Origin of the sequence: Oscillibacter sp. CU971 (genome assembly GCF_905219725.1) — a bacterium.
Taxonomy (GTDB): domain Bacteria; phylum Bacillota; class Clostridia; order Oscillospirales; family Oscillospiraceae; genus Oscillibacter.
This window is the reverse complement of the sequence record NZ_CAJMXG010000497.1, coordinates 1-1347: the sequence shown is the minus strand read 5'-3', so window position 1 is coordinate 1347 and position 1347 is coordinate 1. Positions and strand designations below refer to the sequence as shown.

At 56.7% G+C, this 1347-nt stretch carries 1 protein-coding gene; it reads left to right on the top strand.

From position 1 onward, the window contains the following. Positions 1-139 precede the first annotated feature (139 nt). A partial coding sequence (locus tag JX325_RS16895) for a recombinase family protein (RefSeq protein ID WP_204792179.1) occupies positions 140-1347 on the top strand: 1208 nt, incomplete at its 3' end.

Below are 1347 nucleotides of genomic sequence, written 5' to 3'. Positions count from 1 at the left end.
CCTGCCGGTAGTTCCGCGATAAGCCCCAGCTTAAAACTTTTTCTTGTAAGGAAGTAAAAAGCACTATACAACCGCCCCGGCCTGTGCTATACTGTTGCCATCGGAATAGCGGGGCCGGGGCTGTCGGAACGGAGGAACGATGATTAGACAGCAAACCATGCAAGCCCCTATCACCGCCTTGTACTGCCGCCTCAGTCGCGACGATGAGCTGCAAGGCGAGTCAAATTCAATTTCAAATCAAAAGCGCATCCTCGAAAGCTACGCCCGTGAGCATAGCCTGATGCCCTATCAGTTTTTCGTGGATGACGGATGGAGCGGAGCCAACTTCCAGCGGCCCGGCTTCACCNAGATGATGGACGCTGTGGAGAGCGGCGCGGTCAAGACGGTCGTGACGAAAGACCTCTCACGCCTGGGACGGAATTATCTGCAAGTGGGCCTATTTACAGAAATTACCTTCCCCAAGAAAGGCGTCCGCTTCATCGCTATCAATGACGGCGTGGACAGCGCCCAGGGCGACAACGACATGAGCGCCTTGCGGAACCTATTTAACGAATGGATGGTGAGGGACACGAGCAAGAAAATCAAAGCGGTTTTCCGGGCTAAAGGCATGAGCGGAAAACCCATCACCAGCCAGCCGGTCTATGGCTATCTGAAAGGCGAGAACGGCGAGTTTATCATTGACCCGGAGGCCGCACCTGTTGTAAAGCAGATATTCAGTCTGTGCCTTGCCGGGAACGGCCCCACCAAGATTGCCCGGATGCTGACCGAGCAGAACATCCCCACGCCGGGGACGATGGAGTACCGGCGCACCGGCAGCACCCGCCGCTACTACCCGGACTACCCCTGCAAATGGTCGAGCAACACCGTGGCGCACATTCTGGAACGGCGGGAGTACCTGGGGCATACCGTCAACTTCAAGACGGAGAAGGTGTCCTACAAGGTCAAGACCAGCGTACTCAATCCAGAAGAAAAAGTGATGGTTTTTGAGCATACTCACGAGGCCATCATTGATGAGGCCACCTGGGAGCGAGTGCAGGAGCTTCGCATACAGCGTAAGCGGCCCAACCGCTACGGCGAGGTTGGCCTGTTCTCCGGCCTGTTGTTCTGCGCCGACTGTGGGAGTGTCATGTACCAGCAGAGGTATGAAACAGACAAGCGACGGCAGGACTGCTATATCTGCGGCAGCTACAAAAAGCGTACCGCCGACTGTACGGCGCACTTCATCCGCACCGACCTTCTGACGGTGGGCGTGACCGAAAATCTGCGGAAAGTCACCAGCTACGCCGCCAAGCATGAGGCCCGGTTTATGAAGCTGCTGATGGCGCAGAACGAGGACGGCGGCAAGCG